The 26,792-nt window shown below is 38.2% G+C and carries 27 protein-coding genes; 6 read left to right on the forward strand and 21 right to left on the reverse strand.

Annotated elements, in window-relative coordinates; genetic code table 11:
- Positions 1-97: 97 nt before the first annotated feature.
- The 6 genes from H6G59_RS04725 to H6G59_RS04750 all read right to left on the reverse strand — a co-directional run bounded on the left by H6G59_RS04725 (position 98) and on the right by H6G59_RS04750 (position 6,964).
- Positions 98-328 carry a hypothetical protein gene (locus tag H6G59_RS04725; protein ID WP_190711989.1) on the reverse strand — a complete coding sequence of 77 codons (231 nt, stop codon included), beginning with the start codon at positions 326-328 and terminating at the stop codon, positions 98-100.
- A gap of 302 nt (positions 329-630) precedes the next feature.
- The gene (locus H6G59_RS04730) at positions 631-957 is read right to left on the reverse strand and encodes a hypothetical protein (protein ID WP_190711990.1); all 327 of its coding nucleotides are present in this window, start codon (positions 955-957) and stop codon (positions 631-633) included.
- Between the two features lie 75 nt (positions 958-1,032).
- Entirely contained in the window at positions 1,033-3,201 is a 2,169-nt protein-coding gene (locus H6G59_RS04735) for a peptidase domain-containing ABC transporter (RefSeq protein ID WP_190711991.1), read from the reverse strand.
- Positions 3,202-3,313: 112 nt separating this feature from the next.
- Positions 3,314-4,822 carry a beta-barrel domain-containing protein gene (locus tag H6G59_RS04740; RefSeq protein ID WP_190711992.1) on the reverse strand — a complete coding sequence of 503 codons (1,509 nt, stop codon included), beginning with the start codon at positions 4,820-4,822 and terminating at the stop codon, positions 3,314-3,316.
- Positions 4,823-5,574: 752 nt separating this feature from the next.
- The gene (locus tag H6G59_RS04745) at positions 5,575-5,913 is read right to left on the reverse strand and encodes a CTB family bacteriocin (protein WP_190711993.1); all 339 of its coding nucleotides are present in this window, start codon (positions 5,911-5,913) and stop codon (positions 5,575-5,577) included.
- Positions 5,914-6,256: 343 nt separating this feature from the next.
- The gene (locus H6G59_RS04750) at positions 6,257-6,964 is read right to left on the reverse strand and encodes a diacylglycerol/polyprenol kinase family protein (RefSeq protein ID WP_190711994.1); all 708 of its coding nucleotides are present in this window, start codon (positions 6,962-6,964) and stop codon (positions 6,257-6,259) included.
- A 51-nt stretch (positions 6,965-7,015) separates the two neighbouring features.
- Between H6G59_RS04750 and yidD the strand changes: the two genes are divergently transcribed.
- Together yidD and H6G59_RS04760 are read left to right on the forward strand one after the other, a co-directional pair.
- Complete coding sequence (gene yidD / locus H6G59_RS04755) at positions 7,016-7,261, forward strand: membrane protein insertion efficiency factor YidD (protein WP_190711995.1); 246 nt, start codon at positions 7,016-7,018, stop codon at positions 7,259-7,261.
- A 186-nt stretch (positions 7,262-7,447) separates the two neighbouring features.
- Positions 7,448-8,125 (forward strand): M15 family metallopeptidase, encoded by a 678-nt coding sequence (locus H6G59_RS04760; RefSeq protein ID WP_190711996.1) that lies wholly within the window; start codon positions 7,448-7,450, stop codon positions 8,123-8,125.
- Positions 8,126-8,174: 49 nt separating this feature from the next.
- Here H6G59_RS04760 and H6G59_RS04765 read toward each other — a convergent pair whose 3' ends face one another.
- Positions 8,175-8,648 (reverse strand): TspO/MBR family protein, encoded by a 474-nt coding sequence (locus H6G59_RS04765; RefSeq protein WP_190711997.1) that lies wholly within the window; start codon positions 8,646-8,648, stop codon positions 8,175-8,177.
- A gap of 27 nt (positions 8,649-8,675) precedes the next feature.
- Between H6G59_RS04765 and H6G59_RS04770 the strand changes: the two genes are divergently transcribed.
- Together H6G59_RS04770 and H6G59_RS04775 are read left to right on the forward strand one after the other, a co-directional pair.
- The gene (locus H6G59_RS04770; RefSeq protein ID WP_190712326.1) at positions 8,676-8,891 is read left to right on the forward strand and encodes a hypothetical protein; all 216 of its coding nucleotides are present in this window, start codon (positions 8,676-8,678) and stop codon (positions 8,889-8,891) included.
- A 182-nt stretch (positions 8,892-9,073) separates the two neighbouring features.
- Positions 9,074-9,664 carry a DUF3611 family protein gene (locus tag H6G59_RS04775; RefSeq protein ID WP_190711998.1) on the forward strand — a complete coding sequence of 197 codons (591 nt, stop codon included), beginning with the start codon at positions 9,074-9,076 and terminating at the stop codon, positions 9,662-9,664.
- A 181-nt stretch (positions 9,665-9,845) separates the two neighbouring features.
- Here H6G59_RS04775 and era read toward each other — a convergent pair whose 3' ends face one another.
- From era to H6G59_RS04790, 3 genes are all read right to left on the reverse strand, one after another.
- The gene (gene era / locus H6G59_RS04780) at positions 9,846-10,820 is read right to left on the reverse strand and encodes a GTPase Era (RefSeq protein ID WP_190711999.1); all 975 of its coding nucleotides are present in this window, start codon (positions 10,818-10,820) and stop codon (positions 9,846-9,848) included.
- Between the two features lie 398 nt (positions 10,821-11,218).
- Positions 11,219-12,352 (reverse strand): succinylglutamate desuccinylase/aspartoacylase family protein, encoded by a 1,134-nt coding sequence (locus H6G59_RS04785; RefSeq protein WP_190712000.1) that lies wholly within the window; start codon positions 12,350-12,352, stop codon positions 11,219-11,221.
- Positions 12,353-12,595: 243 nt separating this feature from the next.
- Positions 12,596-13,234 carry a histidine phosphatase family protein gene (locus H6G59_RS04790; protein WP_190712001.1) on the reverse strand — a complete coding sequence of 213 codons (639 nt, stop codon included), beginning with the start codon at positions 13,232-13,234 and terminating at the stop codon, positions 12,596-12,598.
- A gap of 125 nt (positions 13,235-13,359) precedes the next feature.
- Here H6G59_RS04790 and H6G59_RS04795 point away from each other — a divergent pair, with 125 nt between their 5' ends.
- Together H6G59_RS04795 and H6G59_RS04800 are read left to right on the forward strand one after the other, a co-directional pair.
- Complete coding sequence (locus H6G59_RS04795; RefSeq protein WP_190712002.1) at positions 13,360-14,754, forward strand: carotenoid oxygenase family protein; 1,395 nt, start codon at positions 13,360-13,362, stop codon at positions 14,752-14,754.
- 157 nt (positions 14,755-14,911) lie between these two features.
- Complete coding sequence (locus H6G59_RS04800; RefSeq protein WP_190712003.1) at positions 14,912-15,967, forward strand: J domain-containing protein; 1,056 nt, start codon at positions 14,912-14,914, stop codon at positions 15,965-15,967.
- A 19-nt stretch (positions 15,968-15,986) separates the two neighbouring features.
- On the opposite strand, the gene H6G59_RS04805 is transcribed toward H6G59_RS04800, so the two are convergent.
- From H6G59_RS04805 to ftsY, 11 genes are all read right to left on the reverse strand, one after another.
- The gene (locus tag H6G59_RS04805) at positions 15,987-16,832 is read right to left on the reverse strand and encodes an alpha/beta hydrolase (protein ID WP_190712004.1); all 846 of its coding nucleotides are present in this window, start codon (positions 16,830-16,832) and stop codon (positions 15,987-15,989) included.
- 68 nt (positions 16,833-16,900) lie between these two features.
- On the reverse strand, positions 16,901-17,494 hold the full coding sequence (locus H6G59_RS04810) for a Maf family protein (RefSeq protein ID WP_190712005.1): 594 nt from the start codon (positions 17,492-17,494) through the stop codon (positions 16,901-16,903).
- A gap of 141 nt (positions 17,495-17,635) precedes the next feature.
- Positions 17,636-18,181, reverse strand: coding sequence for a photosystem II reaction center PsbP (psbP, locus tag H6G59_RS04815; RefSeq protein ID WP_190712006.1), 546 nt, complete (start codon positions 18,179-18,181; stop codon positions 17,636-17,638).
- 84 nt (positions 18,182-18,265) lie between these two features.
- Positions 18,266-18,637, reverse strand: a complete 372-nt coding sequence (locus H6G59_RS04820; protein ID WP_242038787.1) for a type II toxin-antitoxin system PemK/MazF family toxin — start codon at positions 18,635-18,637, stop codon at positions 18,266-18,268.
- Positions 18,595-18,816: a ribbon-helix-helix domain-containing protein gene (locus H6G59_RS04825; protein ID WP_190712007.1), complete on the reverse strand. Its 222-nt coding sequence runs from the start codon at positions 18,814-18,816 to the stop codon at positions 18,595-18,597. Before H6G59_RS04825 ends, H6G59_RS04820 begins: the two co-directional genes overlap by 43 nt.
- A gap of 164 nt (positions 18,817-18,980) precedes the next feature.
- A complete protein-coding gene (locus tag H6G59_RS04830; RefSeq protein ID WP_190712008.1) occupies positions 18,981-19,289 on the reverse strand; it encodes a HigA family addiction module antitoxin in 309 nt (102 codons plus the stop codon).
- A gap of 11 nt (positions 19,290-19,300) precedes the next feature.
- Positions 19,301-19,582: a type II toxin-antitoxin system RelE/ParE family toxin gene (locus tag H6G59_RS04835; protein WP_190712009.1), complete on the reverse strand. Its 282-nt coding sequence runs from the start codon at positions 19,580-19,582 to the stop codon at positions 19,301-19,303.
- A gap of 97 nt (positions 19,583-19,679) precedes the next feature.
- The gene (locus H6G59_RS04840; protein ID WP_190712010.1) at positions 19,680-20,417 is read right to left on the reverse strand and encodes a hypothetical protein; all 738 of its coding nucleotides are present in this window, start codon (positions 20,415-20,417) and stop codon (positions 19,680-19,682) included.
- On the reverse strand, positions 20,417-22,126 hold the full coding sequence (locus H6G59_RS04845; RefSeq protein WP_190712011.1) for a protein kinase domain-containing protein: 1,710 nt from the start codon (positions 22,124-22,126) through the stop codon (positions 20,417-20,419). The genes H6G59_RS04840 and H6G59_RS04845 overlap by 1 nt, the downstream gene beginning before the upstream one ends.
- 407 nt (positions 22,127-22,533) lie before the next feature.
- Positions 22,534-23,925, reverse strand: a complete 1,392-nt coding sequence (locus H6G59_RS04850) for a PP2C family protein-serine/threonine phosphatase (RefSeq protein ID WP_190712295.1) — start codon at positions 23,923-23,925, stop codon at positions 22,534-22,536.
- A 1,044-nt stretch (positions 23,926-24,969) separates the two neighbouring features.
- Positions 24,970-26,571 carry a signal recognition particle-docking protein FtsY gene (ftsY, locus tag H6G59_RS04855; RefSeq protein WP_190712012.1) on the reverse strand — a complete coding sequence of 534 codons (1,602 nt, stop codon included), beginning with the start codon at positions 26,569-26,571 and terminating at the stop codon, positions 24,970-24,972.
- Between the last annotated feature and the right edge of the window lie 221 nt (positions 26,572-26,792).

Genomic DNA, 26,792 nt, shown 5'->3' on the forward strand with positions numbered 1-26,792 from the left:
ATTCAATTATTTTGAGGCAGTTATATCAGCTTTCTCTTTCCTCTAGTCAATGCAAGATTCAAATTAAATGGCTACCCAATTTATGGGTTTTATCCACTTAAAATCTCCGCCGTCTACCTCTTTCGACATCGACATCGACATCAACATCAACATCACGTCCTCTACCACCTCTACCACCTCTACCACCTCTATCAAAATCGTCTTCATAGGGACCGTAGCTATAGCAGATTATTGGTCGACGAGACCTTTGTTGTCCTCCGGATAAAAGTTGTTGTTCTTCTGCTGATAGTTCTACAAGTAAATCAGATTGAATGTTTTGATTTGACATGATTGTTAGCCTCAATTTATGAACAGGTGAATAACACCTATGCTTCTTTTATAAACATTCATTCTTAGAAATTAATGACTCCCTAGTTATAAATTTAATACAACTTAAGTTCTTCCTAGGTTCTAATAATTTCAGATGAATATCTTTCTTTTAACTGATGTTTATTGTTTATATATCTATTTAAAAATAAAGCTATAATATAGAATTAGAAATGTTTTATTGATTTAATCAAGCAACAAAAAATGTAGAGAAAACATAAAGCTATCTCTACAAAAAGATGTTTGAATTTAATTCTGGCTATTTTATGAAAATAAATTATTTAGAAGATTGGGTAATAAATTACTCAATTTATCACTATTAGAACTAATTGTTAGCAACCCAAACGTGAAAGAAAGTCCTATAGTGAGTTGGGAGAATTTATATTTGGTGGTTTGTGAGGTAGAATCACCTGAAGCGAGAGTTACATCACTTTCTCCTTCAGTTTCGATATCAGTTTTTTGGAAGAATAACTTACTTTCACCTAATAGATCTAACATAGGAAATATCTGCCCACCAACTAGAGATTCTTGCTCGGTATCAGAAAGATATTTAAATAATTGAGGATGATTCAATCGAGTATGTTTAGGCATATGATTACTCCTTGCACAAGTAACTAGGTTGGGTTAAACTATGGCAGAATAGCAGAAAGTTCTGAAAATATTAATTTATACAGTCAAAAACTGCAAATGCTCTCCAGGTTTTGATAAAAATGTATCAGGAGTGCCTTGAATTTGTATCTGACCTTTTTCTATGAGAACAATCCAATTAGCGCGATGGATAACGCTAGGACGATGGGTAATTAAAATTGTGGTTTTACCTGTGCGATATTCCAAAAGACGATCTAGAACATGAGCTTCACTCATGGGGTCTAGTCCAGCGGTAGCTTCATCTAAAATGAGTATAGGTGGATTTTTGATAATTCCGCGTGCGATCGCTAATCTTTGTCTTTGTCCACCTGAAAGATTTGCTCCAAATTCCCCTAATACGGTTTGATATTTATTCGGTAATTGACTGATAAAACCATCTGCATCAGCAATATCACAAGCTTGAACAATCTCTTCAAAAGAAATATTAGGTGTGCCTAAACGGAAGTTTTCCAAAATTGAACGACTCCAAAAATGAGGTTCTTGGGGTACATAAACTACTTGTTGTCGGTAACAATCTAAGGCAATATCTTGAATATTAAAAAAACCGATGCGGATATTACCAGATTCTGGTACATATAAACCAGCTAATAATTTAGCTAAAGTGCTTTTACCACAACCTGATTTACCAATTAAAGCAATTACTTTTCCTCCAGGAATCTGGATAGAAAAATCATCTAATAAGTCAACTCTGCCTGGGTGATGAAATTTGAGATGGGAACAACTAATATCTGCATTACTGGAAATTTGGGCAATTGGCTTTTGACTTCCTCCTACTACTTCTGGTGTGGCATCAATAACTTCTAATAATCGAGAAACTGCGGTTTGGGAGCGAAAATATTCATCAACGAAGCCAACTAATGAATTAATTAAAGCTAAAACATTAACTTGTAAAGCATTAAAAGCTAACATTTGTCCAATGCTTAAATCGCCTTTAATTACTAAAAGACTCCCAAATCCTAGTAAAATGACACCACCAATTGTAGATATAAGTCTAGCAATAGTACCATTAATAATTGCTATTTGAACTGTGCTAAAAGCAAGATTAGCCAGACGACCAAAACGACTTTGAAATTCATCCCAAAATTGAGGAGCAGCATTTGTAGTTTTAATTACCTGTGCGCCTTTAAATGTTTCTACTAAAACACCCTGATTTTCTGCTCCTAAGACTAAGAGACTTCGGGTTTTTTGTTGAAGAATGGGTAAGAAAGGTAAGGTAGATAAAGTTATGAAACTAGCAATTAATAAGACTGCTATTGTTAATTGCCAGCTATAAAATAACATTAAGCATAAAGAAATAACAGCGATAAAAAACTGGCTCGGTAAAACAATGACAATTTGTGATACTAATTGGTTAATTTCACTAATATCTCGGAGTCGGCTTGTGATTTCACCACTTCGACGAGATTCATAATAATTTAAGGGTAATTGGAGAAGTTTTTTGCCAAATTCTAGAACTAAGCCTAATTGTAATCTCTGCCCAAAATGAGAAATCATTAAGGCTTGAAATACTTGCAAACCTCCACTGAATAAGCTCATGACGACAACTGCGGAAACTACAACAGTAAGTAATTGCACATCTCCTCGAACTAGAACATCATCTGTGAGTAATTGAATTAAAACAGGAGTTCCTAGAGCTAGTAAACCCAGGACGATATTGATCATTAAAACCTGAGTTAGCAAGCCCCGATAGGGCAAAATGCGGCGAAAAAAACGTGTGATACCACCTTTTGATTCTTCTTGGGGTTGCTCAGAAAACCGATCTGGCTCTGGCTCTAATAAGAGCATTACACCATTCCAAGCATCGGTTAATTCTTTTTTTGTGAGATAACGAAGTCCAACAGCAGGATCGGCAATTACGTATTTTTTACCTTTCTTACCATATAAAACAACCCAATGGTAGCCTTGCCAATGGATAATTGCAGGTAATTTAATTTCTGTTATTCTGTCTACAATGTCTGGGGAAGCTTTCACGGCTCTAGCATTAAAACCGAGATTTTCCGAGCCTCGTTTTAAACCTAATAAAGTTGTTCCTAATTGTCCAGTACCAACAGCTTCTCTGCTTTTAATTATACTTAAAAAGCGTCCATAATGCTTGCTAATAGAAACTAGACAAGCTGCTCCACAGTCTTCTTCACTTAACTGTAAAGTACACTGGTAATTTTGATGAGATTTGAAGATATTGAACATAATTAGTAAGAGGATGTTAGTAGGTTAAGTTGACGGAAGGAAACCCAACTTTATCAAAGCTTTTGTTGCGCTGTCGCTTCACCCAACCTATGGTTTTTGAAAATGTATTACATTATGGGTTGGTGATTAATTTGCCTTTTCTGAGGATGAATTGTAGTACAGTTTCCTGACGAGAAATAATATCAGCACGTCCTTCCATACCAGATTTGAGATAACATAAATGATCTCCTTTTCCTAAAAATAGACTTTGTGGTTCAATATTGATTTCGTAAGTAGGTATCTGGGGTGTACTGATAATAGAATTATTTTGTGTAGTTGCGACAACATCTGGTGCAACTGTTTTTACAGTTCCTTTGAGAGTTCCATAGTCTGGATATGGACAAGCTGAAACTTGCATTTGAACTGCTTGACCCGTTTTTACTTTGTCAATATCTTTAGCAGAAACTTGAGCTTTGATGATTAAAGGAGCATCAACAGGTGCAATTTGAGCAATAGCTTCACTGAGTTGTACAACCTGTCCAGAGTTACGGAGTTTCAGTTGCATTAGTGTACCGGTAGCTGGTGAGCGAATCACACTTTTATTCAACTCATTTTCTAGCTGTTGTAGTTCTTGACGAGTGCGAATTTGTTGTTTTTGCAGTTCTAGACGCTGCTGGAGTAATAGTTCTCGTTCTTTTTTTAAAGCTGCTAAATTGCCTTCACCTCTGGACTTTTCTTGTTGAATCTTTTCCAGTGCTACTGTTACGTTTGCATGACTGGGGTTAATGGCAATTCTCGCTTTTTCTAAATTTATTTTTGCTAATTTTACAGCTTGTTCTTTTTCTTCTTGGATATTTTTAGCACTAGATTTAGCTTGTTCTAATTTGGCTTGAGCCGATTTTACGGCTTGTTCTTTTTCCTCCACTAAATTGCGAGATATTGCTCCTGATGCAACTATATTTTGCAATCGATCACGCTGTAAAATTGCCAGTTTTAAAGCTGCTTCTGCTTCTTCCACCGTGGCTACTAATACTCTTTCTGTTTGTAATCTTTCTAATTGATCATTTGCTAACTTTATAGCTATTTTGGCTTGGATCATTTCCACAGTAGCTTGAGTTTGCTGATCTATGTAGTTGCGTTGAGTACCCTTTAATTCAGCTTGTGCAGCTATAATTGTGCGGTTATTTAAGTTAGTTTGAGCAATTAGTTGAGTATTAGCTTGATTGATTTGGGCATCAATTTGAATAAGTTGTAATTGATTCTGCTGAATAGTATTTTGCAGTTGTCTTTTTTGAGATTGTAGTTGGGAGTCATCAATATAAGCAATTATTTCTCCCTTATTTACTACCTGATCTTCTTTAACTACAATTTTTTTTACAGTTCCTGTCATTGCAGATTCAACTAACCGTAATTCTCCCAATGGTCTGATAGTTGCAGGAACTTTGACTGTGACACTGTAATAGAGGACAGAAGTGAGACTTACAGCTACTAAAAACATACTAATCATCACTCCCCCACCAATATGAATCCATTTACCGATATGGGGGAGAAACTCATTAGCTTCTAATATATGTAAATCCTCTGTAGCTTGGTTATTGAGGTTATACCAAGAATTGTTATCTTGACTCTGTAAGGAGTTCACGGTATTACACCTTCTGTTAGGACTAAGATAGTCTGACCTAAGATAGAAATTACTAATATCATGCAACCAAAAAGTAACTATCTTAGGTAATAAATTAGCAGAAATAAAAACAAATAAATTTCTCTATTCACATGATGAAAACTAATTTGATGATGGGCTATAATGTGGTGTAAGGGGTTGAGATAGTTATACCCTAGCATTGGTAATTATCTTTCTTAAATCTTCAACGCAGATCAGGCGTTAAGAAAATGGAGGGGAAGGCTAAAACTTTCTCAAAGTCCTCACTTACGTTGAGCAAGTTCTTATCATCTCCTCTAACCCCCTTTTTTATCTGAAAAGGTATGCTCAAAATTTAATCGCGGCTTCAAGCCTGTAGAGCATTTTCTGGTTTAGATAATGATTTGATTGGCAATAATTATTAGCCTGATTTGCCTTGATATAAAGTAAAGATTCCAGAGATTGATTCATTCATGAAGTTTTTTCCCAAGCATCTCTAGCCAGATGAATTGGGTGTTGCATTCATTGAAAATGGCAGAAAAACTCTGGAATCTACTTTTATCTTTAGCACCCACTCACAATAAACTTCAAGTGACTAGTATACAAAGGCGAAAATAACTAACCATTAAAAATTACTAAAAAGCCTGTGTAATCTGCTTTTTTGAATTTTTAAGTTTTAATTTTTAATTCCGCCCTGCGGTACTAGTTCAATCCTGCTTTGAGATTGGGCGACTTATAGGCTTACTAGCCTATATTTACGGAAGAATTCCTCCAGTTATAGCCTCTACGGGTGTAATTGGGGCTAAACTTTCTCCTTCAGTTGGTAGTGTTGCTGGACCTAAAGCTCCGACACCGGCAGGAAGTTCTGCACCTAAACCTAAGAAATCTTGTCCCGCAGTCAGTATGGTATTAGACTTACCTGCGGAAGTAGCACTGCTACCTTGAGGACCTGAGATACTTGTTCCTATTAAACCTGATGTTTTGTTAGCGTAATTAGTCGCGGCTAGTTCAAAGTCAGCCCCACCAGTTACAAGCTCTTGTTGCTGAACAGATAAAGCAACAAACAAATCGGATGCGTTAATTTGATTTGACACAATTATTTGCCTCACTTACGTAATTAGGTGTTTCATCACCTAACAACTCAACTATAAGCATTGTTGCCTAATAATTCATAAATCTGCGGGTAGAAAGTAAAGTTTGCAAGTTTACCTCTCAAAGTAGAGACAAAATAGTTTTTTATTTCTAGAATAGTCATATTAAAAGATTAATTGTATTAGAGAAAATCTAGATAATATTTAGTTTTTGTTTTTACAAAAATCGGCTGAATCTACCCAAATATTCACTTTTTTCACTCAATCAAAAAATCAATATCTATATTTTTAGATATCTCTAATTATAAAAAAAATCATTTACCTATATTTCTAAATCCGGAATTATTCAGTATCCAGAGAGTAGCAGAGTTAACATATAAGCACAGATAGCACTACCAATAGGAACTGTTAAGTTATCTATTCCTAAAAAGGAAAATGCCTCTAAAATCGTAGCAATTACAGCTACAATTAATGAAACTACCCAAGTTTGCCAAATATTACCTTGGGTAATCAGTAAAAGAGTCCAAGAAATAAAATAACTAATTAAAGTAACTGTGAAAGAACCTTCCCAACTTTTTTGAGAACCAAAAATTGTATATTTATGCTTGCCAAAGCGTTTCCCAATTAAAGCTGCTAGTCCATCTCCCCAAGCCATAATCATAATTCCTAAAACAGCGTATTGGGGTTGGTGTAAATGCCAAAAACCAGCTACTAAAACACCTATACTCACAGCATAGAAAAATGTTCCCAAACTTTGACGACCAACGCTATTAATACCAGGGAGAATTGGGAATATATAGGACAATAAGGTGATGATACTCGCAAAAATTGAAGCTGTAATTCCCACAAATGGGGGAATATCTAACCACCAAGCGATTAAAATGACATTACCTGTGCCAATATGCACGATTTTGCGGATGATTTCGGGTTCGCTGTTGGGAAAACGACTAACTACCCAAGCAAGGCCAATAATTAATCCCACCCAAGCCGCAGCAGGGGCAATTTGCAGCGACAATGGTGAAAGGGTTTCTAAACTGAGGACTGTGTTAAACAATGATGGAATAGAGGTATTTTTAACTTTAATCCTACTTTATTAGATTTGGGTATGAAAATATTATTGATTTGGCTAATTAAGGGTTATCGCTTATTTATTTCTCCCCTGTTTCCCCCCACTTGTCGCTTTCAACCTACTTGTTCTATGTATGCTATTCAAGCTATTGAACGGTTTGGGGTATTTCGTGGTAGTTGGATGGGTATTATGCGGATTTTACGCTGTCATCCTTTTCATCCTGGGGGTTATGATCCTGTTCCAGAGGTGGAGTCAAAGTCTTGTTGTGAACATGAGAAGTGATTTGATGTTGAGGATAATTTGTCTGAATCAGGATATACAGGATTTGAGGATTTTCAGGATGATGGATAAAATTCATTCTTAATCCTGTTCATCCTTTAATCCTGAGAATCCTGATTCAGACATTATCAATTAAAATGAATTAAAGAACAAGTGTAAGATAATTTAAATACAAAATATCAAATTAAAATGCGTCCATATCACCAAATCCCGATTATTGAATGTGGTGAACCTTTAGTAAAAATTCCTCTAGAATTGTTTGCGGTAGAATCTCCTCACCCTTATGAAAAGTTAGGTGCTAATTATGGGTTACATTCACCTTATTATTTGCGCGAAAGTGTAATTGCAAATTTGATTCAGGCGCAAAATTATTTACAATTACTACATCCTAATTGGTATATTCAGATATTCGATGCTTATCGTCCTGTGGCTGTACAGCAGTTTATGGTAGATTACAGCTTTGGGGAAGCGTTGCGAGACAGGGGTTTGACAGAAGCGCAATTATCACCCCAGCAACGAGAAGAAGTTTGGGAAGCGGTTTATGAAATTTGGGCTGTACCCAGTTTAGATATGAATACTCCTCCTCCCCATAGTACGGGGGCTGCGGTAGATATTACCCTGGTGGATGAAAATGGACAAGTTGTCGATATGGGTTCACCGATTGATGAAATGTCCGAGCGATCGCACCCTGAATATTATGCTAAGAGTAATCAACAGTATGATGCTCACCGTCAATTACTGCGAGATGTGATGTTAAAAGCCGGTTTTCAACGCAATCCTAGAGAATGGTGGCATTTTTCTTTTGGTGATCAAATGTGGGCTTGGTTGCAGAATCAAGGAACTGCTCGTTATGGTAGGTTGGTTTGATTAAACGCAGAGGTTCGCTGAGATTAAGGTAATTTTGTAGGCACAAGTCTTAAGCATCTTCAGGATTGAGACGAATCATTTCCCAAGTGGTATATGTGCCGATAGGACTCCACAGTAAATAAGGAAGCAGTAATAATGCTGCCCAAACAGAAACTGGTAAGACTGCAAAGGTGACTAAAAGACAGATAATGAAACCTGTGCCACCGATAATTGTACCTACCTTTAAACTGCGAAGCCGGAACATTACAGGTGTGTAAGCAATGGTAAATATTTCTAGAAGTAGGTATAAACCCATCATTAACCAGGTTGTGTTGGTTCCTGGGTTGTTTTCCCAAACAATATAAGCTGACCAAGCACCACAGATAAATATTACAGTCCAAATCAGCGGAATTGCTCCTTCAAAGGTTAGCCATCTGGGTCTTTGTAAACGCCTGAACCATTGGCGTTCACTAGGTGTAACGAAGCTACTAGCGAAGGCAACTAAGAAAGTCACACCCCCGATTACCATCCAAGATTTAATCATTGTTTTCTATCTTTGGTGCTGATTTTCATGACGACTGATGCAGTAATATTATCAGTCGATGATGTGGTTAATTGTACATATTGGGATTGGGGACTGGGAAGATGGGGTGATGGGGTGATGGGGGGACGCGGGGACGCGGGGATGGGGAGATGGGGAGATGGGGAGATGGGGAGATGGGGAGATGGGGAGATGGGGAGATGGGGAGATGGGGAGATGGGGAGATGGGGAGATGGGGAGAAATAATTATCTACTGCACACCTGCACCCTGCCCCCTGCACCCTGCCTTCTGCCTTTCCTGCTTCTAATCTATATCTTATGCCTTCATATTTGGTTGGCGGTAATTATGTCTGTAGGTGGGGGTATAGAGTCAGTTGATGGAACTAGCCTATGTAAATAGGGAACATACCAAGCAACCAGTGATGAATATGCATACTGAATCCGAAGTGCGATCGCACAACCAGCACCAAGCATCGCTTGCACCTAAACTACAAGATATTGCTAAAACTATTAACCTCACAGGTTGGCTGAGTTTCTGGGTACAATTGGGACTGGCTGTGGTTTCTGGTTTAGTTTTGTTGTTTGCTATTACTGGTCGTGATTTTGCTCAACAACAAAATGCTGGTCTAGGAGTTGGGATATTTTGGGGTATTTGCGGGATGTTAGTGCTATTATTCAGTGTTTATTGGAATTTTCGCTACACACGCTTCGGTAAACGCCTAGCCAATCCTAATTCAACTTTGCATCCTAGTAAGGCTGAAACCGTTAGCATGATCCGACTGGGAATTATAATCGGTTTAGTAGGGATGTTATTAAGCATTTTTGGTGCAGGAGCCACGGTGGTTGTGCTAGTGGGCAAATCTGTATCCCAACCCCCAGGAGTAGCAATTACTGACCCTTACAGAATTATTCGCGCTATGGATGTGTTTGTAGAAGTGGCGAATATTAATGGCATCGCGGCTCATTTTGTGGGGACTGTGGCTTCACTGTGGTTACTGGAGCAAGTCCATCAGCATTAATTCGTAATTCGTAATAATGCTTACAGCAGGCTACGCCAACGTAATTCGTAATTGGGGACAGGAGAAAGATATCAATAATCATCTTCCCCATCTCCCCATCTCCCCATCTCCCCATCTCCCCATCTGTGCGTCCCCATCTCCCCATCCCCGCGTCACCCCATCTCCCCGCATCCCCAATCCCCTATTCTTCTACGCGATACCCCAATTCTGCTAACCTGATTCTTGATTGTCGCCATTTGGGTTGAACTTTGACAAATAATTCTAGGTAAACTTTACCAGCAATGAGTTTTTGGATTTGTTCACGAGCTTCGCTACCAATTGCTTTGAGCATTGTGCCACCTTTACCAATGAGAATTCCTTTTTGGGAATCGCGTTCGACGTTGATGGTAGCGAGTACACGGGTAATGGTTGGGGTTTCTTCAACGAGATCAATTGCGATCGCTACTGAATGAGGTACTTCTTCTCGCGTCAACAGCAAAATCTGTTCCCTGATTAATTCTCCCATAATGAAGCGTTCTGGTTGGTCTGTCACCAAATCAGGTGGATAATAGAACGGCCCTGATTCTAAATGTCCAATTAATAATTCTTGCAGATTTACTATTTCTGCACCTGTTTTGGCAGAAAATTTGACACTTTGCCATTGATGGGAATTGGCTAATTCTGTGTAACTCTCATCTAGTTTATGAAAATCTGAGGGTTGTTCGTCGCTTTTGTTGATACCTAAAATTACTGGTGTTTGGCTACGACTCAGTAACTCGGCAATATAGCGATCGCCTGAACCACAAGCTACTGTACCATCGACTACAAACAGTACTACATCTACCGACTCAATGGCAATTTTGGCATTTTGTACCAGCACTTCCCCCAGTTGATGATGAGGTTTATGAATTCCTGGTGTGTCTACAAAAATTAGTTGGGCTTTTTCAGTAGTTAAAATTCCTCGCAAGCGATTTCGCGTAGTTTGGGCTACTGGTGAAGTGATGGCTATTTTTTGACCTACTAATTGATTCATCAGAGTAGATTTACCGACATTAGGACGACCAATAATGCCGATAAAACCTGATTTAAATCCAGGAGGAGCTTGGGGAATTGTGACTTCTCCTGCCATAGAGAAGGTATAATTATCAATACTACTCACCTTTGACTCCACCTTCATATTTCACACTGGGGATAAATTGGTTTTTTTTCAAATCAAAAACAGACATAAAAATGACCCTGGTCTGTGCGGGGTTGTCCTTATTTTCAGTTTAATCTATTACTGAATATATTTTCATCTTTTCGTCGTCAGAATTCAGGAGACGCTTCGCAGACCTCCGGTTCAGGAGACGCTTCGCAGACCTATGGCTGACGCCACGCTGCGCTATCGGTTCAGGAGTCAAAATATTTGTTGGTAGTAGGAATCTATAGAAGCAAGTTTTTCAGGAAATTATCAAGAATGACTCGAAAATTCTGATTCATCCTGTATCCTTATTTTTCATAAAAAGATATCAGCAATAATACAAATTTAGGATAATTGTAAAATTACAACTATTCTAACTTCTCAAGTCTTCCGATTTATGACTGAAGCACTCCCAAGACAGACTCACCTTGATTTACAGCCTGATTTGTTGACATATCATAAACCAATCCATCTGCTTCAGCACAGATATCAATTACAGTAGGTAATTTACCTTCTTTATTAAAACTAATAATTTGATACAGTCTATCTCCCGCTTTGACACTACTACCCAATTTAACTCTAGATTGAATCATACCACCTGCAATAGCATAATAGGTTTTTCTGTGGCTACTGGTTGCAAAATACATTTGATGAGATTGTGTTTGAGGTAGAATCAAGTCAGGATTTTGTAAAACCCTTTTTTGTGCTAAATAGTTTTTTACACCCCGCACACCTTGAGCGACTGAATCAGATTTTATCTGCATTCCTGTTCCCAGTTCCAATGTCCAAGCTTCGATATCAAATCTGATATTTTGACCCAGTTTTTCAAAAGCAGATTCTAGTGCTAGCCAAGGTTTGATAAAAGCTTCATCAAAAGCATCTCCATCATATTTATCTAATAAAATTCCATAATCAAGTAAGAAGTATTTGGCGCTATCTTCTCGCTTGGGGAAATAATAAAGATAGTCTAAACCTTGATCACCAGAAGAGTGTAAATCAATTAAGTAGTCTGCATCTAAACAGAGGGCTTGTAGTTGATAGCGAAATAGTTCAGTGTAGGGGACACTAGCAGGAGAATTAATTTTTTCTAAATTTTCGGCAAATTTACTTTTAATTCTAGTTAAATAATTTTGTCTGACGACCTCTATATCAAGATGCAGTTGAGATTGAGTAAAAGCTACCAAATCATCAGCTTCTTTCTCATAGTCCCAAAAAATGCGATTCCAGTTCTTACCTTCATAAGCACAAAACCTCCCAGGAGAGAAATGTTGAGCGCGTTCATTTGTTCCCATTGGATTACAAACAGGAACTAACCAAATCTCTCCAGCCAAATCAGTGTGATTTATTGATGATAAAAACTCGATTAGCTGATAAATAACTGCATTACCAGAAATTTCCGCCCCATGTAAATTAGATTGAATATAAACCTTTTTGCCAGGATGAGAACCGATAAATTTATAAACTTGAAGAGATAGGATATCGCCTGAAGCCATTTGACGTAAAGGAATAGTTTCAATAATGGGAAACATAAGAAAATTGGTGATAATTTAATGATTGGCTAATTACCTATAGGGTAGAAACATTCTCTAGAATGTCTCTACATCTGATTGCAGTTTTTTCTCAGTGAGTTTCTCCTGGTACCCTGGGTTTAAATCCCCCGGTTCAATAATCGGTAAGTTTTGGGCCGGGGTCTAAATCCCCGTCACAAAACTTAATTACGTATCCCTAGCGGGACCGTAGGCTCTATTACGAATTACGCATTACGAATTATTTTAAGTTCCTGGTAAATTCCGCAATCTATCATTTAAATGAGTCCGGTCTGCCAAAGCCTGCAACATTGGGCCATGGTTTGTAAATTCGACAATACTTAAAGAGCTAACAGGACATCCCCAACGATAACGAAAGCGTCCGACATCTATTCCTAATAAACTACAAAGAATAATTCTGATAGTTGCCTTATGAGCAACAACTAAAACATTACCATCATCGTGAAGATGCTTAATTTCTTCAATTACTTGCATAGCACGAGCAGCAATTGTGATTGCTCTTTCCCCACCAGTTGGAGCATACCAAGCGGGGTCGGCTGACCAACGGATATAATCATCATGATATTCACGATTGATGATTTCTGGGGTTTTTCCTTCCCATTCACCATAGTTAATTTCCTTCAAACCATCTCGCAGTTCAGGTTGCATTCCTATGGCTGTACATAAAGGTTTTGCTGTCGCTATGGTTCGTCGCATGGGACTAGAAAAGATTGCTTTCCAAGGGGTAGAACTGTAAGCAGCAGCAAAAGCATTTGCCATTTCTAAGCCGTCAGGGGTGAGTTCTGAGTCTATTGCACCGCAATAGGCATTCATACGACTAGATTCTGTTTGTCCATGACGGAGTAAATAAAGAGTTAGGCTCACGGTATATTCTCACTCAGGTTGAAATTGCAATTGTCAATATTCCGAGAATAACCTGATTGTTGGCCGGCAAAATTAGCGATCGCTCATTATATTAAAGAAAGTGCCAATCAAATTTAATATTGACAATGTTAACAACCGCCGTAAATCCCTATCTTGATGGTAATTTTGCCCCTATTAGTCAAGAAATCACCACTGATACACTGCAAGTTATAGGTGAATTACCCGCTGATCTTTCCGGGATGTTTGTGCGAAATGGACCTAATCCCCAACGCTCACCCATTGGTCAGTATCACTGGTTTGATGGCGATGGAATGTTACATGGTGTACAAATCAGCAACGGTAAAGCCACTTATCGCAATCGCTACGTTCGCACCAGAGGCTGGAAAATCGAAAATGCAGCGGGTAAAGCTGTCTGGAGTGGATTTATGGAACCACCCCAAAAGGATAATCCTCATGGCATCGGCAAAAATACCGCTAATACAGCCTTAGTATGGCACGCAGGTCAATTTTTGGCATTGTGGGAAGGAGGTGCGCCGCACAATATCCAACTTCCTGAATTAGAAACTATTGATGAATACACTTACAATAACCAGCTGGTTTCTCCTGTTACTGCTCACCCAAAAGTAGATCCAGTGACTGGGGAAATGATGTTCTTTGGTTACTCGTTTGCACCACCATACTTACAATATGGCGTAGTTTCCGCACAAGGGGAATTATTGCGAACAGTACCAATTGATATCCCAACGGGGGTAATGATGCATGATTTCGCCATTACTGAAAACTATAGTATTTTCATGGATTTACCCCTGACTTTCAGCCCAGAAAGAATGCAGCGAGGAGAACCAATGATGATGTTTGAGAACCAACGCCCCAGTCGCTTTGGCATTGTCCCACGTCACGGAGACAACAGCAACATCCGCTGGTTTGAAAGTTCCCCCTGCTTTGTTTTCCACACCCTCAACGCCTACGAAGAAGGAGACGAAGTAGTACTTATTGCTTGTCGCATGAGTTCTACCACTATTTTAATGGGTGGTTCACAAACAGATCCCACAGCAGACATACCCCTCCTCCACCGTTGGCGGTTTAACCTAATTACAGGTGCAGTCAAAGAAGAAAGGCTTGACGATGTACCAGCAGAATTTCCCCGTGTTAACGAAAACCTCCTAGGGAGAAAAACCCAATATGGCTACGCTGGCAAAATGGCAACAAGTCCTGTACCTTTATTTGAGGGAGTAATTAAGTACAATTTCAGTCATGGCCAATCCCAAACCCATGAATTTGGAAAGGGACGCTATGGCGGTGAATCAGTATTTGCACCCAGCCTGAATGCCACCACAGAAGATGATGGTTGGCTAATCACCTTTGTTTATGATCAAAATTCAGAAACTTCGGAATTAGTAGTCATCAATGCTCAAGATATCACCAGTGAATCTGTCGCGCGGGTAATTATTCCCCAACGAGTACCTTACGGTTTCCACGGTGCTTGGATTTCAGAAGCACAATTGAGCAATTCTCTCTAATTCAAGTTTAGGTAAATTCTAGGAATACGGCATCTCAAATATTGCAAGTCAGCAGATAATATTATAGATGTCGTATCCTCATCGCTTAATCAAATCATACTAATTTCTAAAGTTTACTTAATTTATCTGTTAACCCTGAAACTTACCTACTTTTTTTATGCCTCGAAAAACTAAGTCTGCATCCCCAGCTACCCCAGCAGTACCACTGGCACTCTCTGAATTGCATATCTATTTAGAGAGTTTAGAAAAAGAACACCAATCAATATTGAAACAGATTAAAAAAAAGCGGACAGAACTAAATAATTTTGTGGAAAGAATGCGCTCTTTAGCCACAGAGATATTTCATCAAGCCACTCCCAGTTTCAAGAAAATGGCGGAACTTGATCAAGAAATTCATGCGCTGTTTAATGAGATTTTGACTACGAGAAAATTTGGTAAACAAACAGAAAAACATATCAAACAACTTTACCTTAATCTCCAGATGACAGGAATAATTAGTCCCAAATCTGTTGATGAAGATGATGATGAAGAATTAGATGAACTGTTTGAAAATTCAGAAGAAATGGACAACGATGAAACTAATCAAAACCGCCGTCAATATTGGGAATCACAACAGGAAGTAGAATCTAGTTCTGCAAGCAGAACCGAAGAATCCAAAAAAGTTCGGCAGACATTTCTGAAGTTAGCGGAAATCTTTCACCCAGATAAGGTAAAAGATAGCGAAACGCAAATGTCACACACAGAAATCATGAAGGAAATTAATAAAGCTTACCAAGAAGGAGATTTAGCACGACTTTTAGAAATTGAACGTCAGCACCAGTTAGGTGAATCTATTGATAGCAATAGTGAGGATGATTTGACGCGCAGGTGCAGGAATTTAGAGCAACAAAATGAAATTCTTAAAAATCAATATGAAAAATTAAAACAGGAACTACGTTTAGCTAAAAATACTCCTGAAGGAGCAATGGTTTCAGATGCTCGCAAAGCTGCTAAACAAGGGATTAATTCTATTGATTTAATGGTAAAAACCCTAGAATCTCAGATTAGTATTGTTGCTGATATTCGTGATTTTGTTAAGGGATTTAGAGAACAGAAAATTACTATTAAAGAATTTCTCGATGGGCCTCCAAGTTTGCGTTCCTCAAAGCAGGAAATGATGGAGGAATTACTAGAACAAATGATGGAAGAATTAGGTGGTATTATTATCTTTTAAAATCTGAATGTCTTTAGCTTCAATTTATCACTTTGGGTGAATTCTGGTTTTTTGAGACTAAATCAGCAAAGTCGCGCAAAGTCTTTCCATACTTTTCTCCTGCAACCGAGTAAACATCATTATGATTTGCTGTTTCCACCCACAAAGAAAGTTTGGGTGAGGTTACAGACGCAAACAATTTTTGTCCATGAGTAAAAGGAATCACATTATCCAACTTACCATGCATCACTAATACCGGACTTTCTACTTTTTTGATTTTATCGATATTTCTAAATTTATCAAAAGGCAAAATTGGCAAAGGTACAACTACTCGAAAAGCTGTAGTAAATGTACTTTCAAGAATTAATCCTGCAACAGGTTTTCGTGCTGCTAAATCTACCGCTGAACCACCTCCAACTGAACGTCCAAAAACGATAATCTGCTGCGGTGGAATTTTTAAATCTTGAGTCAAATAATTATAAGCAGCATCAATATCTTGATAAGCATGATTTTCTGTAGGTTTTCCCTGACTCGTACCATATCCACGATAGTCATAAGCAAAAATATTGAAACCCAAATCGCGTATTTTTTGTAATATTTCCTGAATATCTCCTAAATCTTCGGCATTACCATGAGCATAAAGAACTGTGTATTTAGCTTGTGGATTTTGTAAATAAATGCATGAAATTTGCGTATTTTCTGCACTGGTGATTTTGATAATTTTCTGAGTATCTTTATAGCTAGATGGTTGCGGTAAGAAAATCATACTATCTGCACGAAAATAAACATATCCAGCAAAAAATATATAGATAAAAAGTAATGATTTAAACATTCTTTTCCAGCTTAAATCACCTATTAAGAGTTTTTTTAGACGCTGTTTATCCATTATTTACAGCACATTTTATCTGAGTGAAGTATACAAGTGATTTTTATGTTGAAGATATGAAACCTAACTTATTGCCAGAAATCAGTCACCTCATAACCCAATTCGGTGATCATGTGGCGTAACAGAGGTAAACTCAGCCCAATTACATTGCTGTGACAACCCTCGATTTTTTCTACAAACAAACTACCAAATCCTTCAATAGCAAAGGCTCCAGCACATTTGAGAGGTTCACCTGTAGCCACATAGGCAAGAATTGCGCGATCGCTCATCTGAGCAAAGTATACTCTCGTCACTTGACACTTGACAACACTCTGATTTTTGGTTGTGTCAATTAAAATATGACCAGTATACAAGTCACCAAAGTTACCTTGCATTCTTTGCCAACGAGCGATCGCTTCCTCTGCATCTCCAGGCTTGCCATAAATCTCCCCATTCATTGCTAAAACTGAATCACAACCCATAATCAAGGCTGATGGAAACTGAGATATTACAGTTTCTGCTTTACACTGAGCCAGTGTTTGCACTAATTGTGCAGGATCACGATGTTGAATTTGCGACTCATCAAAATCACTAGGACAAACTATCGGTTCAATCCCCACAGTTTGCAGTAAACGACGACGCGCTGGAGAAGCAGATGCAAGTACAAATTGAGGAATAGTCATAGTCACGAATATAGATGATAATGGGCAATTTGCTATTCAATTTTGGATTTTGGATTTTGGATTTTAAATTGTATTTAATTAATTTCAATCTAAAATCTAAAATCTAAAATCTAAAATTTCTCTTCCCAGTCACCTCATTAATTAATACACCGTAAAAGAACTGACAACTTCATCAATCATGCGTTGCAGTCTTTTCCACCGCTGTTCAGGAACTGAGGCATTAAAGGTAAAAAGCTTGCCACGACTCACAGCTACACTAGAGATATTGTGTCGTTTTTGCTGATTAGGAAGTTGAACCTCATACTCTAAAAAGTAGTATATTTTACCGTCAGATTCTTTTTGCACCGCATTGACTAATTCTGCGGAACGGCCGGAATCTGGAGGAGCAAGAGCAGCTTTACCTAACCTATATCCAACTTCTGTAGGTGTCCCCAATTCTGATAAAGTTTTTCCATCAGGAACAGGACTAATTACCACAGAGACATTTTCTGAGACTTCAATTAAATCATGAAAAACTACATCGGGACCGTTGGCAACTTTAACTTGCAACCACCCATTAGGATATAAGAACTGATAACCATCAGCACTATCTACAAAGCTTTTGAGTCCAGCAGCAGAAGCTACATCAGTGTTACTGAGACTGAAGCTAAACACTAATAACAAAATTAACGCAATTTTTTTCCACATTTATCAAAATTCCTTTAGGCTCGAAGCAATAGAAGGCAAGGGTTATTGCACCATCCCATTTTCCCATAAAGGTTACGCTTTAGATTAGGAACAGTTTAAACTCAGGTATCGCCGCAGAATATTTTGCGCCTGTTCTAATAATTCTGCTTCTAATTCACCTAATTGTTGAGTTAAACGAATTTTGTCAAATGTCATTGGTTCAACGCATATTAAAAGACTATCTACAGAAAGTCCATTTTGTGCTGATGAAGTTACTTCAACTACCGCAGGTGAAATACGAAGATTATTAGGTTTTGCGGAAGTAAAAGGTAAAACTGTGACTTTGCTGCGTTGGTTGTTAAACAAAGTCCCAGAAATTATGAGTGCTGGACGAGTTTTTTGAATTTCTGTACCGACAGATGGATCAAAGGTTACTATCCAGATGCTTCCCATTCGGTAATCGCTATATTTTGCCATTCACTTTCCCAACCTAATTCTAATTCATCAACCAAAGCGCAAGCTGCCGCTAGTGCTTCATCTTGTTGTTTTTCTTGCCATTGTTTCAAGAGACTTTCAATCAGCGCACTACGGTTTTCAACTTTTTGATCAATGTAATTTAGTAGTTCATCTGGCAATGAAATTGAGATTTTAGCCATATATCACCCAAGGTCATACTATAAGTAGTATAACTTATTTTGATATTTTTAATCTATTTCAATATTTCTTTATCTCTACTACCTTTTAGCACTATATAAGGTGAATTCATGATATAGCCTAATTTTTTGCGTTCGATAAAATTGAAAAATGCAACTTATTTGTGTTAATCTGTCGTTAGTAAAGAATAAGGAATAATTTGATTTAAAATTTCTCCTAAATTTCTTTTTGCTTCCATTATTTCATAAGCATTTTGCAATCTTAAGAAATAACCATCTGAAAGTCTAAAATAGCGACAAAGGCGCAAATCTATATCTGCTGTCATTTTAAGTTTACCTGTAATAATTCCTTGAATAGTAGGATAAGTTAAACCTAAATTAACAGCTAAAGTATTTTCGCTGATGTCTAATTCTTCTAAAAATTCATATTTTAAAATTTCACCAGGATGGGGATTATGTAGTAAGTTGTTTTCCATGACATTTTCTCCTAATGGTAATCCACTATTTCTACATTATAAGCATTTCCATTTTCCCAAATGAAACAGATCCGCCATTGCTTTGTAATCCGGATACTGTATTCTCCTATTCTATCTCCAGAAAGGGCTTCTAAGTGATTTCCAGGCGGGATACGCAAGTCATCTAAATTAGCTGCTGCTTCGAGTTGTCGCAATTTGCGTAATGCTCGTTCTTGGATGTCTACTGGTAATTTTCTTGAACTTACCCCCTGCCATATTTTTTCGGTTTCTTTACAACTAAAGGAAACAATCATTACTTTTAATTATTTATTATCATTAATTCTACGTTACGCTGTTATTGATTATTGTTGGGTTTCCTTGCGTCAACCCAACCTACTAAATTACAAAAACCTAATTACCAAGTAATTCTCTTCTCCGTCGCTCCTGTTCCTGTTGCTGAACTCTTGCGCGTGCTTCCCGATATTCTTTTACTGCTGCTTCAGATTCGTCATTTATTAATTCTCTTAATTGACGAGCTTTATCATCATCTCCTAAAAGAGAAATTACTTCTCTTCTTTGTGATTTATCAAGTTTCATAAACCATTCCATAAAAGCTTTTAAAATTACTTCTCCTGAACCTGATACTTCGTCATGAGCTACAACACAAGAAGGGCAAATGTATGGTAGGTAGTATGATATCCGATTCGTATTAGCTCTAAAATGATATCTATATTCCCCGCCTTCAGAAATTTTTTTCTTGCTCTGCCAGCATGCATCACTAGAGGTATCGTTAGCAATAATACAGTCTAACAAATGCCACCTCCCATCAGAATGAAAGATGCTTGCTATTTGTCCGACAGCTACAGAACCAGGATACCCTGGTAATATTTCTCCTGTTGAAGCGAGTTCAGGAAATTCATCCAAAATCAAGGAGTAATGATATCGAGATCTGATACATTCGTTTAAATCGCTATTAAAATTCAATAGCATTTGTTGATAGTATTCTTTAGAAGGAACATCTTTATGACAACTTTTAGCTACCTCAGCTAGTGTCTTCATATTAACCTGAGCATCACTTCTCATTGGCGTTAAAAACAAAGCCGAGCTAGTTACAAATAAAGCAATTAAACCTTTAACTGTGAATTTCATTATTGATTTCCCTCTTTGATTACCTGTTCTAATTCATCGGAAGCTTTAGGAATGGGATGTGTATTTTTCCAAGGTTTAGTAGCATCAACTACATTATCATCTGAACGTGGTGTATTTTCCTGTTTTTTCCTCGCTTTTTGTGGTTTAGTTGGTAATTGTCGTTTCTTTGGAGTGAACAAAATTGTTTTTGGTGGTTTTCTTCGCAAAGCTTGTTTAGCCTTTTTAGCTTGCATTTCTGCCTGTAGTTGTTTCTCTCGCAGTGCAGCTTGTTCTTTCTGTTGTGCCAATATTGCAGCCTGATTTTCCCTTTCTCTAATCACAGCTTCTAGCTTTTCCTGTGCTTCTGTAGCTGCTTTTTCTTTCCTAATAGCCTCTAGTATTTCTTGTTCAGCCTTAGCTGCTAATTCTAATTTCCTTTGTTTCTCTATAGCTTCTTTTCTCTCTCGTTCAGCTTTTAAAGCAGCTTCACGTTTTTCTATTTCTTCCCTTTTCGCTTTTTCAGCTTGCAAATCTTCAGATGAAATTACATTTACAGGACTTGGCTTGGAGATAACTGGTGATGAATTAGAAATACTAGGACTAATAACAGGTATTTTTTCTTCAGTTACAACTATGTTTTTATTATTAGGTTGATTCAATGCAGCAATAGCAAAATATCCCACACCTAAACCAATCAACCATTTCCACCTTTTGCGATTTTTCTGACTTGGTTTAGCCGCAGTTTGTATAGATTTACCTGGACTAACAGAAACCGTCGGTAAAGAACTATTTTTTGATTGAATATTGGTGGTATTTCCTAAAATGTGAGGTTGATTTAAAGTCTTTTCAATTTTCTGCAATCTTTGTAAAATAACTTTTGTATTTTCAGGACGCTGATTTGCAGTAGGTGCAATTAAATTATCAATTAAATCTGCTAAACGAGGAGAAATATTAACTGCATATTTTCGCCAATGTAACTCATTAGTCAGAGGATCATAAATAGCTTTATCCTGGGGTTCTTTACCTGTCAGTAAAAATATAAAAGTCCGTCCCAATGCAAAAAAATCAGACTGTTGTACTGAATAACCGTTTTGTTGTTCTGGAGGTGAATAACCTTGAGAAATAATTCTAGTATGGGAATTTCCCGCTAAAATTGTTGTCGTGATTTGTCTCACTGCACCAAAATCAATTAAGACAAGTTGCCCACTTGGTCGCAGCATGATATTCTGAGGTTTTATATCACGATGGAAATATTGTTGAGCGTGGACTAAAGCCAGAATTTCTACTATTTGTTTCAACCAATTGAGAGCTTGAGTTTCAGAAATAGTTTGATAGTTACCAAATTCCATCCATTGCTCTAAATTTACCCCTTCAATTTTTTCCATTACTAAACAGTGCAATGGTAAAGAGCTATTTTTAGGTAATACGGTAAAATAACCATCTGCTTCTACTTTGGGAATACCTGCACTATTTAACTGACTCAAAACCTTGGCTTCTTGTTGAAACAGTTCCACAGCTTTAGGGTTATTCTCAGTCAGCACTTTTAAAACTTTGGTTTTTCCACCGTCGTCAATTTCAAAGGTGTTACCAAAACCACCTGCTCCTAGTTGTTTAAGTACCCGATAACGATTTTGCAGCAGTAATTGTGACCCACAGTTACGACAAATAGGATTATTTGCATTCGCGGGATCAATAGGTTTTGGACAGCGCGGATTGATACAATAATTCATTACGCAAAAATCAGTCCTATCAATAAGTGACTGTTGTTCATATCCCAATACAGGACATAAGAATGTAAGAAAGTAATAATATGTTTAAATTCAGTATTAGTAGAATAACGCTTACTATGTCTTTTTAGCAACGGAATATACCGCAGAGGCAGAAAACTAGCAAGTAAAGAAACTGGAATCTCCCAAAATACCTTTCCAAATAGACATCGACCGAATTTAAATATGCATTTTCCAAAACCCTTGTAGAGACGTTCCATGGAACGTCTCTACTTTTTAGAAGATGTCTAATGATTTACCTTTCTCTGTGAGCAAGCGCGTTGGGCGGGTTCCCCGACTTGAAGTGTGCGCTCCGCCTATACCCGTAAGGGTGACTCAAATTTTAGACATCGAATTTTTACCTTAACCCATCACAAAATCTGTAAAACCACCAACGTCATATCATCAGTATTTTGCTTATCTGGCCCGATAAATTCCTCGACTTTATCAAACAAATAATCAACTATTTCCTGTGGACTATTGCAATAACGGCAAGCGAAGTTAAAAGAAGTGATAAAATTTTCTTCATCAAAGCGATCGCCCCCAGCCGCTGCCGCATCAGTCAAACCATCTGTATAATAAATAACTGTATCTCCTGGCTCTAACTGCGCTTGGGCATCTTCATATTCGCTATTAGCATCTAAACCAATCAGCATCCCTATAGTATCCAATCTGCTCACAGTTTTCGTCGCTGCGTGCCACCAAAAAGGCGGATTATGTGCTGCATTACTGTAGGATAAAACCCGCGTTATAGGGTTATATTCCGAGTAAAACATCGTGATAAAGCGGTGGGAATTTTCTAAATCTGCATACATGACTCGATTCAAATTTTGGAGAATTCCAGCAGGAGAATTGCCATGTAATACTTCTCCCCGTAGCATTCCCCGCATCATCGTCATAATCAATCCGGCGGGGACACCTTTACCCATCACATCCCCAATTACCAAACCCCAACAAGCTTCTTCGGCACTAATGTATTTATGTGGTTGTAACTGTTTGTGATTTGTGGGAATAAAATCATAATAATCTCCACCCACACGATTAGCCGGTTTACAACGTGCAGCCAAAACTACACCGGGAATATTAGGACATTGACGCGGTAAAAGTCGCCGTTGAATTTCTGCCCCAATTTCTAATTCTTGATCTAGACGTTCTTTTTTTCTCAGTTCTACCGCTAGTTCATCGTTCTCAATTGCTACGGCTGTTTGATCTGCAACTAACCTAACTAACTTTTGTCGAGTTTCTGTCCAACTATATTGTGGATCACGACTCAATACATAGAGCCATCCCCTTTCTGTATGCTTAACTAAAATAGCTGTGCCAAAAATTTGCACATCTGGCCCCAAATAGCGATGCATCTCGTCATCCAAAATCCCTGTCGTTGCTGTTAGCGGCACCGAATTTGGTAAAAGTGTAATTTGACTGCTGGCAGTTTCCAGGGCTTTTCTAATATTTTTTCGTTGCTGACTATCTTGCCAATGCAGTTGTTCTAACCTAATTTGACCATTAGGTTTATAAAGAAATAAAGCGCTACCTTCTGCGTCGGTAACTCTTGTGGCCATGAGTGGAATCAATTCCAAAAACTGATTCAGATTATTAAAACTTCTGAGGGCAAATCCTAAAGAACTGAGCAAATCTTGAATTTTGTTTTGTTCTCGGTGTAACCTAGCGACAAGTTCTTTCAGTGCCACGACTGGAGTGACATCTGTCGCGGCACTACTATTACTTTCGGTTGGGTGAGAAGGAACTTGAGACACAGGCAGATATGCTATTGCTTTTTAGATCAGCAGATTTATGATTTCTGATAAATCTTTGGTTTTTGGCATTGCTAAATCATATTGGACAAAATTATTGATTTTAGCAAGAGTAGAAAGACTTAGTAAATAATGTTTGTCAGTATGGCATTCGCTTATGACATTTTTGGTAATTTATGACAATTTTACAGAAATATCTTTCTTTATTTGTCAAAAATAAAACAGTCACAAACTGTAATTTTGATGGGTTGCTAAACGGCTTTTCATTTTTTCATAACTAAACTAGTAATTCATATACCTTGAGAAATAAAAGTTTATTGTTAGCAAAATGGTCTTTTGATCTAACAGAGTAACTATCGACAATCAGGGATTAAGGAACAAGATGTATTTTAGGTGAGTTTCTTGATGAGTTCATTGACAATTTAAATTGCTAAATAGCTCAAAAAAAGTATTTGCGAGTCAATTGGCAAACAAAATCAAAGAGTAAAGTTTAGAGTGTTAATCTAGCTTACTTACCCCACTTTATTTTTTGAGGATACCTTCTGTGGTAGCCAAGCAACAGTATAGATGCATTTAAGAAACCACTAGTACCGCTTTCTCGGAATTAAAAATTAACAATTAAAAATTAAAAAAGTAGATTAAACAGGCTTTTTCAGTATTTTTAATGGTTGCTTTACTTACGCCGTGTTGTACTAGGTAACTTAAAAATAGAGCTTTAGTGTGCAATTCTAACAGAAGTTAGCCATTAATTGTAAAAAAACAATTATTTTAGCAATGCAGGCGTTGCCATTGCCAAAATTTCCCATTATTAAGGCTAAAAATAAATCACCCCATCCCCCTGCTTTCCCAGATAAGCGGCAATAGTACACAACGGCGTAAATAAGCCACCCATTTAAAATGCCTAAAACCCTGACGGAATGGTAATTACGAATTACGTATCCCTAGCGGGACTGTAGGCACTATTACGAATTACGTTGGCGGTAGCCTGCGGTCGGCATTATTACGAATTACGTATCCCTAGCGGGACCGTAGGCACTATTACGAATTACGCTACTAGCCATTCAATAACGCTTCTACAAATTCATAGCTAGAGAACGGGCGTAGGTCTTCAATTCCTTCTCCCGCACCGATAAAACGAATCGGTAAACCCAATTGCTTAACAACGGCCAGAGCCACACCTCCTTTAGCTGTACCATCTAGCTTAGTTAAGACAACGCCGCTCAGTTGGGCAGCTTGGGAAAAGACTTCAGCTTGCCGGAGTCCGTTTTGTCCTAAGGTAGAATCTAGAACCAAGAGAGATTCTACATGAGCATTGGGGGCTTTTTTGTCAATAATTCTGCGGATTTTACTCAATTCGTCCATTAAGTTTTTCTTGTTTTGCAGTCGCCCAGCGGTATCTATTAACAGTAATTCGGTTTCCCGTGATTGGGCTGCTGCGATCGCATCAAATACAACTGCGGCGGGGTCTGTGTTCTTCCCTGGATTGGCAATTACTTCTACACCACTTCTGCTTCCCCAGACTTTGACTTGTTCTACAGCAGCTGCGCGGAAGGTGTCAGCCGCACCAATCAAGCATTTATAACCTGATTTTTGGGCTAAATGGGCAATTTTGCCGATGGTGGTAGTTTTACCTGCACCATTTACCCCTGTAATTAACCAAATGGTGAGGTTGTCTTTTTCTGGGGCAAAGCTAGATTTTGGTAATGCTTTAGTTGGTGTATCTAGCATATCCCGGAGGATTTGTTTCAAGTATGCGATCGCTTGTTCTGGTGGAGTGATTTCATCCCGCAGTTTTTTCTGTAAAGCATCAATAATAAAATCTGTTGCCTCTACACCTACATCTGCTTGCAGAAGTAATGCCTCAATTTCTGCCACAGCCGCTTGATTTAAAGGCCCCTGACCAACAATTGACTTGAGTTGGTTAAGGATATTCCGCCTGGTTTTATCTAAACTTTGGCGTAGCTTTTTCAGCCAGGTAATTTCTTCTATAGAAACATCTTCTGCCCGTCTACCTTGGGCTGCTAAAACTTCAACTGACCAGACAAACCCATCATCAAATTCTAGTTCGGGAATTTCTGCTTCTATTTCTGGTGTGGTTGATGCTGACGTTGGTGTGATTGCTGGTTCTTCAACTTCAATCGCGTTGGCTATTAATCTTTCCTGCTTGGCTTGTCTTTCCGCTGCTGCCCGTTCTAAAAAGGATAAGGTAGCTGGTTGTTGTGCCTCGCTGACTGTGGCTTCTGGGCTGGAAATTTCTGTTGTTTCTACAATTGCCGCGACTGGGGCTGATTCTTCAATCACAGATATCTCTTCAGCTGCGGTTGATGGGCTGACTTCCTCTGCTGGAGTTTCTGTTGTTTCTGTAATTGCCGCGACTGGGATTGATTCTTCAGTCACAGATATCTCTTCAGCTGCGGTTGATGGGCTGACTTCCTCTGCTGGGGTTTCTGTTGTTTCTTCTATCTGAGATTGTTGTTTTTGCTGAATATTTTTGTATGCGGCTTTAGCAAACGCTAACAAGTCCGCCGTGTCTGGCGTAGCTGCTGCGGATGGTTCTGGTTGTGTTTCTTCTGTAGGCTGAGTTTCCCCCTGTGGCTGTTGTTCGGGGGTATCGGGAGTATCGTTATGTTGACGGCGGAACCAATTAAAAACCATTGCAGCAGTACTATATTATTTAGTAAATTATGAAATTATCAGTTATTAGTTCTTAGTTTAACCAATTCTGGGGGTTTAATTCCCCTGCCTCTACAGGCAGCAAGTTTTGTGTCGGGGTCTAAATCCCCTTTGCAAAACAAAACCTCATTACGTATCCCTAGCGGGACCGTAGACACTATTACGAATTACGAATTACGAATTATTTTCCACCTTTTCCTGCC

Source organism: Anabaena lutea FACHB-196 (assembly GCF_014698305.1).
GTDB classification, from domain to species: domain Bacteria; phylum Cyanobacteriota; class Cyanobacteriia; order Cyanobacteriales; family Nostocaceae; genus Anabaena; species Anabaena lutea.